1 pseudogene is annotated in these 520 nt (G+C 48.1%); it reads left to right on the top strand.

Going from position 1 to position 520, the window contains the following annotated elements:
* Nucleotides 1–520 (top strand): annotated as a pseudogene (locus tag R7P74_RS29325) (sulfate ABC transporter permease); the annotation flags it as partial.

Genomic DNA, 520 nt, shown 5'->3' with positions numbered 1-520 from the left:
TTACACCTATAACAACGTCGAAATTCGTGGCGGTCGATTGCGTTTGCCTGTATTCCTTATTTCTGAATACAACTATGTGGGACAAGCGTTTACCACCGCCAGACCGCCGAACGAAGTGTATGACAGCATTCTCGGGATCACGGCGTATGATGGCCTATCCTTTAGGTGGAATTACGACCTTAATGAGAATGTGATGATCACTGCAATGCCGTTTGTGGGCTACGGTTACAGCAGCGACGTTACCATCAGTGAAGATACGGACATTAGTATAGACACCAACTATTCAGCAGGGCTTAACTTGACGTTAAGCGGTGATAACTACCGTTGGAACTTTGCGTATTTGAATGCCGAGTACGATCAAACCACCGTACTTTCTAACGCCATGCAGCCCATACCTGGCCAAGGCAGCACGGCGGGAACGATACGGCTGAAAGCTGAAGGCGAACACATCCAGCTGTTTTCTCTGGGTGCATATTTTGTGTTTGATCGTATAACCGTCACCGCCGTAGGAAAACCAAGC

This window comes from Vibrio sp. 2033 (genome assembly GCF_033339735.1).
Note: the sequence above shows the minus strand (reverse complement) of the source record. Positions and strands in the feature narration are given on the sequence as shown.